This is a genomic window from Lachnobacterium bovis DSM 14045 (assembly GCF_900107245.1).
GTDB lineage: Bacteria > Bacillota > Clostridia > Lachnospirales > Lachnospiraceae > Roseburia > Roseburia bovis.
In genome coordinates this window covers 56731-66214 of record NZ_FNPG01000020.1, presented here as the reverse complement: position 1 = coordinate 66214, position 9484 = coordinate 56731, and the positions used below count along the sequence as shown (strand labels likewise).

The window sequence follows — 9484 nt, the reverse complement described above, 5'->3', positions numbered from 1 at the left end:
CTATGATTATTGCTGAAATCGGTGATTTCAACCGATTCGATTCTCCTGATAAAATCTTAGCTTATGCTGGTTTCTCGCCATCTACATACCAATCAGGCCAACTAGATGGTGCTTACGCCCATATGGAAAAACGTGGCTCCAGATATTTGCGATACGCACTATATAATGCGGCCAAATATGTCTGTCATTGGGATCCAACTTTTGCTGAATATCTAGCCAAGAAGCGAGCCGAAGGTAAACATTATAATGTCGCTCTATCTCACGCTGTAAAAAAGCTAGTACGAGTCATTTATCATCTCGAAAAAACAAATCAGCAATACATTAAAGCATCTTAACTTTTTCTAATTCAATACTCCTTTTTTGAGCACCTACATAGATGCTCTTTTTGTCATGCAGTTTTCAAGGTTCATAGAACTCCAACTGAGTTCAAAATATATCTAAAATGCATTTCTGCACTTTAATCAAAAAATATCATTTTTTAACTTGACTTTTAATAGTTAGTCTTTCTATTGTTTTACATAATTTAAACCCTATCACATATTCACAAGCATATATGCTTTATATTTAGAATATTCATGATTTATAGATTTCTAACATATTCCAACTAATTAATCAATTCGCCAGAAATACTTTTCCTAAAATATTATAATATATATTTCAATAAAAAATCCAAAAAAAATAGTTTTAATAAATAATTCACTAATTTTTTTCGATATAAAGTGCGATAATCCTTTTTTACTATTAATGTATTTGAGTATCGCATTTTAGTATTACTTTTTAGTATTATATTTAAGAATTCAAATGGTAATTCTCGCCAACTTGTTGCCACGTAGTTCACGAACAAATCATAAATACAAAAGGAGGTTCACCATATGCTAATATTCACCGATGATTGTTTAACTGGCATTGAAGAAATAGATAATGAGCATAAAAAATTATTTAAATTAATCAATGATGCATATGTCGATTTAAATGATAAAACTATAGATAAGCAAATAGCTTGTATAGAGCTTTTAAGAAATTTAAAAAATTACGCAAGTACACACTTTGAACACGAAGAAGCCTATATGAAACAAATCAATGATCCCGAATTACCTCATCAACAGAAAGCTCATGAAGCTTTTAAAGCAAAAATTAATAACATACACCTAACGGGATTATCGGATGAAAATCTAACCAAAACAGCATCTGACTTACTTGATTATATGTCACGGTGGTTATTTAGTCATGTTATTAGTAGTGATACTTTGATTGGCAAAACAAAAACTCCTTTTACTTTTACTGATGATTACCTTGTTGGTGTAGATTTTATCGATAATGAACACAGACGACTTTTCGAAATAATGAGTCAAGCCAATAACCTGATTAATGATGAAACCCTCTTTGATAAATATGATTCAATTATAGAAATAATCGAAGAATTACGCGAATACACTGAATTTCACTTTGCTGATGAGGAACGTTTTATGTTAAAAATTGGCTATCCAAATCTCGATAAGCAAGAAGTTGCTCACGCTTTATTTGTTTCAAGGTTAAATGAAATAAATTTAGACAACATTGATGATAACCAAGATGATTACTTGAATGACCTTCTATCTTTTTTACTCAATTGGCTCTCAAATCACATAAAAAGAATGGATAAAAAAATTGGTGAATACTATCTTACAAATCATAAAAATAAATAATTGAGCCTGTAAAAATAGTATTATTTTTACGGCATCCACCAATATGAGTGATTGCTATGCATCGGAATTATTTAAAAACAAAAATTCCGATGCATAATAGGTATTATGTCTTCTTCTATTTTCATAACTACTGTTACTCCTTGTCACCTAGTCTTTTTAATTGATGTTTATTTTTATACATATTTTTGTCGGCCTTTATAAATACCTCAGATACACTTTTTTCATTGCAGTATCTAGCTGTACCACACGCGACTACCATTCCCGCATCATTTTTTGCTTTATTATTATTTTCTTCCACAGCTTTCAAAAGCATATCAAGACATTCATAATCTTCTCTTACAGAAACTGCAACAAACTCATCTCCGCCAATTCTAAAAACAGGACTATGTTTAAACGTATCGCAAATCAACTTACAAGCTTCTTTGATGTACTCATCTCCTGCCTGATGTCCTAAGGTATCATTAATCACTTTAAGGTTATTAACATCAAACACTGTAATAGCAAACTTTTCTAATGTTCCTGCCTCTATCTGCATATTCATTTTTTCTTCTAAAACCTGATAAGCATACTTATTTCTAATTCCTGTCAGTGCGTCAACATTAGCAATATTGATTACATTTTCTAATCTTTTATCATATTCTATTTTAACTAACATTGCCTCTGTAACATCCTGGCATAATCCCAATAAACATGCTCTTCCACTTGCATTTATAAATTTAAGTTTTGTTGTTTGGAACTGACGTCTATTTCCTTCCGCATCAAATACATCTTCGTAAAAAATATATGGCTTATCCATTTCTATTGCTCTTTTATCATCTTCAATAAAATGTTCAGCTGTACCTTTGTCAAAAATTTCAAAATCTGTCAATCCGACAACATCTTCTGGCTTTTCTTTATTTGCATATTCTGCAAATGATTGATTACATGCTAAATATTTTCGTGTTTTTATATCTTTTGTAAATGTCATAGCTGGCATATGTTTCAATAATGAAGATATAGAATCTTTAAGATTTATTATTTTTTGATTTACATCTATACTTTCATCTGTATACCAAATATGTGCTAAGTAAATATCTTCTCCAATTTGCTCTGGTTTTCCTACAGCTCTGATCATTTTATACTCGGTTCCATTATATGGGCGAATACGATAGATTGTCTCATATCCATTGCGCTCCTCAAGAAAACGATGAATCTCATTTTTTATATTTGGTACATCTTTTGGATGAATGCCACTATATATATTTTCTCTAATACTCTTACTTGCCTCTTCCTGATTTTTATATCCGAACATTTCACAAAAGCCATCCGATAATACTATGGGAATAATGCTTCCATCCAAATATTGATAAATTGCTAATGGATGCAACAATCTTTCGTATGCATTTTGTATCTCTTCTTTGTAATGATATTGCTCCATAGTCCCTCCTGATTAAAAATTCATTATAAACCTTCCTATTATAAATATAAAAGTACCGAGTTTATTTGTCAAACAAAGAAAATAGTTATACGAAATATTTTTATTATGTTTTTAAAAAAATAATAAAATTAAATACCGTTTCATAATTTCTTGCTAATTTCTTTCTATATTTGGTAAAATTAAAAGTTGTAGAAAAATATTAATTAATTGGAGAACTAATATAATGCTTAAAATTTTTTTATTACCAATATCGACCACATATACCTTATTTGATGGACAATTCGAACTCTTTTTACCTAAAAATCGTTTTATAAGATTACATTCTTTTATACATGATAGCGATAAAAAGAATTGTTTACTAAGCTATCTTTTCGTTTGTTTTTGCCTTTGGAAAACATACAATATTGATTACGATGATTTAATTTTTGACAGATTAGATAATAAGAAACCCTTTCTTGTATCTCATCCGAACATTCATTTTAATCTAAGCCATACAAAAGGATTTATTTGTTGTGCAATTTCTGACAAAGCTTGTGGTATAGATGTTGAAACATGCACTAACGCGCTTCCTGAGATAATTGATATTGCTTTTTCTGCTTCTGAAAAAAAATTTATTTCAACTTTGGACAAAAGTTCAGTTTCTTATAATTATAATTTTTATAAAATCTGGACGTTAAAGGAAGCATACACTAAACAACTTGGTACAGGATTATTTACAAATTTTAGTGAAATTAATACTTTAAGTGATTATATAAAGAACAACTCTTATACCTTCCAAAAAGACAAATACATCATTTCTATCTACTATAATGTCAGTGAATCTGTTAGTTCCGATAGAACTGATTTCTTATCAAATACACAGAGTTTTAAAGAAGAGGATATTTATAATTATTTTCTTTCATTAGATGCTCTTAACTAAGCACGCATCGCTAGATGCTCATCACCACGCTCACATCACTAGGCTCTCTTCACTATACGAAAAAAATAGACGTAAGGTTATAATGATATTGCACACCTTACGTCTATTAACTTATTAAATCACTTTTTATTTTAAAAGCATTGCTTCTTCAAATATTTTTTTCGCATAATTATACTGATATTGATAATCTTCATCCTCATTCTTTTCATTTGTATCCTGTTTAGCATACGAACTATACATTTTACTAAGAAGTCGATATTTTTTGCTGATTTCTTTACATTCTAACTCATCCACATTTTTAGTTTCTGTAGTTGATAAAATATAAAGATACTCTTTTAATTTTGCTATTATATCTTTTTCTTGAATTTTTGGGGTAAACGTAACATCCTTTATATTTGTTTTGGCCCCTATTTGACTTACACTAAAAGCTTTTACATCTTTATATTCTCTCATTGCCATTTTGGACAAAACAGGTTTTGGCCCGAACTCTATCCAGATTTTTTCTCCCGATAAAAAACCTTCTTTCAAACAATCAGTAAATCTGACTGGTCGATACATTTGCTCCACCAAATATTTTTTCAATAAAGTTGGTCTATTTAAATCAAACATTCTACCTGTTGCATTTAAAATGATTTTAATATCAGACTTAACAAATTCTGTTTTATCTATGATTTTTTTAAATTCATCAGCACAATTTTTCATATGTATAGTATGAAAAGGATAATCTAATTTCAAATCTTTGATAAGCACCTTTGGGTACTCTTTTTTAAATAATTCTTTAAAACTATCAATTTGATCTTTTTGAACCGTAACAATGGTCTGCTTTTTTCCATTGTAGTTACTTACTAGAATTTCTGTGGAGCTGTTGCTTCTTATTTGGATGCGGTTGTCATTGTAGCTATCACTTTCTCTTTGGATGTTGCTGTAATTACAATTACATAGTTTTTCCACTTCTTTGTTTGTAATACCCATGACAGAAAACATTCTATATCCGGCTTTAACTTTCGACATACACTTTGCACGCATCATAATAAGTTTAAGACCAGCTGCAAAATCCAAAACACCGGCACAGGTGAGTGCAACAAATTCACCCATGCTATGTCCTATCATTATCGTAGCATTATATTTTGAGAATTCTTTAAACTTCAAATATTCATACACGAAATTTAAAGGTTGCGAATACTCAGTTTTAAATATCTTATCTTTTTCACGAGACATTTCTAAAATATCATATCCTAAAACATCACTTGCCCTCTTTAAGGTATCCATATCTTTTTCAACGAATTCGTCAAGCATATTTACATACTGAGCACCTTGCCCAGTAAAAAGAGCTATACAATTTTTTTTCATATCTTCCTCCAAAAATAATTAGCGATTAATTAACATGCTTCTTCTGAAGATACAATTACTCCATCTTTCATTCTTACAATTCGTGAACCATATTTTGCTGATTCTTCTGAGTGAGTAACCTGAACAATTGTTGTATTGTATTTTTTATTTATTTTGCTAAACAATTCCATCACTGCATCACCTGATTTCGAATCAAGATTTCCAATTGGTTCATCTGCAAGAATTAAATCTGGTTGAATAATTAAGGCTCTCGCAATTGCAACTCTTTGTTGTTGACCGCCTGATAACTGACTAGGTTTATATTTATTTTTTCCCTTCATTCCAATTATCTCAAGGATTTCTTCAACCTTATCTTTGTCAACTTTTTTTCCTGCCATAACAAGTGGAAGTACAATATTTTCCTCTACCGAAAGTCCCTGAACAAGATTATAAAACTGAAAAACGAAACCAATTTTTGTGCATCTTAGTTTACTTCTTTTTCTTTCTGAAATATTGTTAATATCTGTTCCAAATAAATTTACTTTTCCTGAAGTAGGTTTATCTAGACCACCTAACAAATACAATAATGTACTTTTTCCACATCCTGAAGGGCCCATAATTGAAACAAATTCACCTCTTGTAACTTTAAAATCAATTGATTTTAAAATTGATACCTTTAAATCTGAAGAATTCACACCTACAAAATCTTTTTTTAATTCTTTAGTTTCAAGGATAACTTCTTTTTTGTTATTTATTACCTTGCTTTGATTTATATTATTTAAAATTCTATTCATTTCTATCACCTTATTCCTCTAATACTTATTCTATTCATATTTTAGAACTTCTACTGTATTCATTCTCTTAAGATTAACGATTGGAATTATTACAAGTAAATTCAAAATCACAAATAAAATTCCTGCAATTAAAATTGTTTCATTTACTGGGAAACTCATTTTAAATGCTAATCCTGCACTCCATAAGATTTTTGGCATAATGTATTTATAGATGACTGCTGACACTATCGAATATAACATTATAATGAAGTACATAGCTATAATTTCACCATAAAACATGATATTTAACTGCTCTTTACTCATTGCTGTTGAATATAAAACTGCAAGTTCTCTTTTTCTTGTTAAAAAGCTAATTGAAATATTATTGATTACACCAAATATTACTAACAATGCCGAAATAGCAATAATCACGTATAAAATCATAACAAGTGCATCTACCCCAGACATATTGCTTTCTACAACATCAGAAATAGTTTTTACAACGGTTGATGTATCAATAAGTTTATCTGAAACATTTCTTACAACTTCATCAACATCAGCATTCGATTTTATCTTAATTAAATATTGATAAGGTTTTGCATTAAGATTTTCTTTTAAATACTTATTGTCTACAATTACTGTATCTCTAGCTGTTGTAAATCCTGATGAATCAATAAAATCAATTATCTCAAAATCTTTTTTTAATACTTTATTGTTCTCTGAATTTATGAGTTTTATTTTATCTCCAATTTTCAAATTGTTTTTCTGCGCTAAAAATGAATCAATCATAACATATCTTTTCTCAGACACATTTTCTTGCTCGTTTTCAGTTGTGTTTACTACTAGCTTTTTAGCATTAGCTCTGTTATACTTGATGCTCTTTGAACGGAATGAATAAAAATCTTTTTCATTACTGATTCCCACAAAAGTAGCCCCTGCTTTATTTCCTTTTATTTCAACTTTAGATGGATATATGTAATCAAGATATGTTTCTTTTACGCCGTCTAAAGTCTCAATATCCTTGTAATCATCTAAATTGTCGGATAGGCTTGTGCATGATATATCAAAGTCATTATTATCTATCATTGTTTTCATAGAAAACTTAACACTCATTATGACCATTACAATACAAAGAAGCATTGAAACATTAATACTAATCAGTGTAACACTTCCACTCAACATCTTATCATTTCTTAGATTATCCACACCAAAATGGAATGATCGTTTAAAGATTTTTCCTAATGTCACATCATACAATTTAGTTATTGCCCACACAAGATAAACACTCAAAATAATGCTACTAACGACTGTTAAAATAAAGCAAGCCACGCCCAATAATAAATTGTAATTTGTGTTTAGTTTATAACAAACAAAGGCTGCAATAGCAAATAAAATTCCAACTACGAAATGATTTAAACTGATATTTTTCGCTGTTTTATTACTAGACATCAAAAGTTCTTTGACAGTTTTTTTCTTCATTTTTGCTACTGAACCGATACTACAAAATAGCATAATTACTACACTAGCAATCAACGCAACTGCAAAATAAAGTAGCGACATCTTTGTATGGATTTTCACATCACTTTGGAATGTATTTAATTTTTCAAAAATCTTTTGGCAAAATACAAGTGATAAAATACTTCCACCAATCCATCCGATTAAACCGTAACATACATTCTCTCCAACAAATATAAGCGCCGTCTTAAACGAAGTTGCTCCAATACTTTGGAAAGTTCCCATTACCTGCATTCTTTCTATGAAAATTACTTTTGTAATAAAAGAAATCAAATACACACTTATAAAAATCATGATAAGCATTGCAACCATAAGTGCGAGCGTATTAGCACTCTTTTTCTGTGATAATGCTTTTTCATCATATGTTTTTGTTACTTTTAGCTGTGGAAATTCTTTTTTGTTTAAGTCTTTTATTTTCTGTGTAACAGTATCTATTTTGTAATCTTTATTGACACTAACATAAATGCTTGAGACTTTCTCCCCTACGTTATAGTATTTTTGTAACTGAGACAAACTCATAAGAATTGTAATATTATTATCATTGTCACCTGCAAAAATTCCACTTTTTTGAGCAATATTTGTTAATTGTAAATCTCTTTTTTCACCAATAAATTCTGTATGTATAATTTCTCCACCATTAGCACCTAAGAGATCTTTTGCAAATTCAGAGATGATAATATACTTATCTTTTTCTCCTGAATCATTATTCGTATGATTTTCATTTTCTTCCACTCCATAATTTTCTACAGAATGAATCATCTTATCATTTTTTAAAGCCGATAAATCTGCGCCTACGATATTCACTTTAATGTTATTGAATTCTTTTTCTATTTTTCCTCTTGCAAAAAGCACATCAAAAGAATTATCTATTTTATCTTTGGGCAATTTTATTGAATTCTTATCCACTAATGTTCCTGGATTAACAACACAATCCACCTTACCATTCTCATATTCAACATTGTTCTTATAAGCAACGTTATAATAATCATTTATGCCAAGATTTGCTATAATTAAAAAATTGCAAAGCACCAAAAAAACGATAATTATGACTGTTCTGAATTTTTTTGCTTTTAAATTTTGCAGTAAATACTTAAAAATTAATCGCATTTTCTTCCTCCGATTCTATTTCTTCAAAAATGACTTTATTTGTTTTAGCTATCACTTCTTCAATTTTATGACACACATTTTCAAGTTGAGATTCAAAATAAAAGTGTCCACCATCATAATGAACAGCTTCAACTTCTTCTGTAAAAAACTGTTTTAATTCTTCTTCACATTCACAAGCACTTATATCTTTAGTTCCATTAAAAATAAATGCTCTGGTGTCAAATTGTGATTCTTTTGAATCTAACTCTTTTTTATTATCAAGGATAGTATAATCGGCTCTGATAATCGGCAAAAAACATTCCTTAAATTCAGGTGTCTGCAATAAACTTTTTGCTGTTCCGCCTTGGTTATATATCATATCAATCAACTCATCATCATCCATTTGACTTACCTGTTTTCTGTCTGGCTTCTCATTTGGAGTTGATGCCCCTGATAAAATAACAAGCCTTGGCATTTTGATACTATTCTTTTTTATCTTATCTAAAATATAAAGGATAAATAATCCTCCCATACTATGCCCCCAAATTGCATATGGTTCACAATTATTAATCTTAGATTCAATCTGCTTAAAAATATCATCCACCGCTTCTTCAAAATCTACAAGCAAATCTTCTTCTATTCTACTTCCATGTCCTGGCAAATCAATCGGTATAATATCTTGATTTTTCAATATTCTTTTCCACTGATAGTAACTGTATCCATTACCACCAGCATGATGTAAACAAAATAGTTTCATTTT

At 29.5% G+C, this 9484-nt stretch carries 8 protein-coding genes; 3 read left to right on the top strand and 5 right to left on the bottom strand.

Annotation, left to right across the window (positions count from 1 at the left end; translation table 11 throughout):
* Positions 1-335, top strand: a 335-nt coding sequence (locus BLV79_RS08600) for a transposase (protein ID WP_143470238.1), incomplete at its 5' end; no start/stop codon positions are given.
* 537 nt (positions 336-872) lie between these two features.
* On the top strand, positions 873-1685 hold the full coding sequence (locus BLV79_RS08595; protein ID WP_074718115.1) for a bacteriohemerythrin: 813 nt from the start codon (positions 873-875) through the stop codon (positions 1683-1685).
* A gap of 133 nt (positions 1686-1818) precedes the next feature.
* On the opposite strand, the gene BLV79_RS08590 is transcribed toward BLV79_RS08595, so the two are convergent.
* Positions 1819-3102 (bottom strand): diguanylate cyclase domain-containing protein, encoded by a 1284-nt coding sequence (locus BLV79_RS08590; protein ID WP_074718113.1) that lies wholly within the window; start codon positions 3100-3102, stop codon positions 1819-1821.
* A gap of 223 nt (positions 3103-3325) precedes the next feature.
* Here BLV79_RS08590 and BLV79_RS08585 point away from each other — a divergent pair, with 223 nt between their 5' ends.
* The gene (locus BLV79_RS08585) at positions 3326-4021 is read left to right on the top strand and encodes a 4'-phosphopantetheinyl transferase family protein (protein WP_074718111.1); all 696 of its coding nucleotides are present in this window, start codon (positions 3326-3328) and stop codon (positions 4019-4021) included.
* Positions 4022-4147: 126 nt separating this feature from the next.
* Here BLV79_RS08585 and BLV79_RS08580 read toward each other — a convergent pair whose 3' ends face one another.
* From BLV79_RS08580 to BLV79_RS08565, 4 genes are read right to left on the bottom strand one after another with little or no spacing between them, the layout of a single operon-like run.
* Entirely contained in the window at positions 4148-5371 is a 1224-nt protein-coding gene (locus tag BLV79_RS08580) for an ACP S-malonyltransferase (protein ID WP_074718109.1), read from the bottom strand.
* A 29-nt stretch (positions 5372-5400) separates the two neighbouring features.
* The gene (locus BLV79_RS08575; protein WP_074718123.1) at positions 5401-6144 is read right to left on the bottom strand and encodes an ABC transporter ATP-binding protein; all 744 of its coding nucleotides are present in this window, start codon (positions 6142-6144) and stop codon (positions 5401-5403) included.
* A gap of 30 nt (positions 6145-6174) precedes the next feature.
* The gene (locus BLV79_RS08570) at positions 6175-8745 is read right to left on the bottom strand and encodes an ABC transporter permease (RefSeq protein ID WP_074718107.1); all 2571 of its coding nucleotides are present in this window, start codon (positions 8743-8745) and stop codon (positions 6175-6177) included.
* Complete coding sequence (locus tag BLV79_RS08565) at positions 8729-9481, bottom strand: thioesterase II family protein (RefSeq protein ID WP_159429345.1); 753 nt, start codon at positions 9479-9481, stop codon at positions 8729-8731. The genes BLV79_RS08570 and BLV79_RS08565 overlap by 17 nt, the downstream gene beginning before the upstream one ends.
* Positions 9482-9484 lie beyond the last annotated feature (3 nt).

Coding starts and splice junctions, on each gene's coding strand:
- BLV79_RS08565 (WP_159429345.1), bottom strand. CDS start 9,481: ATGAAACTATTTTGTTTACATCATGCTGGTGGTAATGGATACAGTTAC.
- BLV79_RS08575 (WP_074718123.1), bottom strand. CDS start 6,144: ATGAATAGAATTTTAAATAATATAAATCAAAGCAAGGTAATAAATAAC.
- BLV79_RS08580 (WP_074718109.1), bottom strand. CDS start 5,371: ATGAAAAAAAATTGTATAGCTCTTTTTACTGGGCAAGGTGCTCAGTAT.
- BLV79_RS08590 (WP_074718113.1), bottom strand. CDS start 3,102: ATGGAGCAATATCATTACAAAGAAGAGATACAAAATGCATACGAAAGA.
- BLV79_RS08595 (WP_074718115.1), top strand. CDS start 873: ATGCTAATATTCACCGATGATTGTTTAACTGGCATTGAAGAAATAGAT.
- BLV79_RS08585 (WP_074718111.1), top strand. CDS start 3,326: ATGCTTAAAATTTTTTTATTACCAATATCGACCACATATACCTTATTT.
- BLV79_RS08570 (WP_074718107.1), bottom strand. CDS start 8,745: ATGCGATTAATTTTTAAGTATTTACTGCAAAATTTAAAAGCAAAAAAA.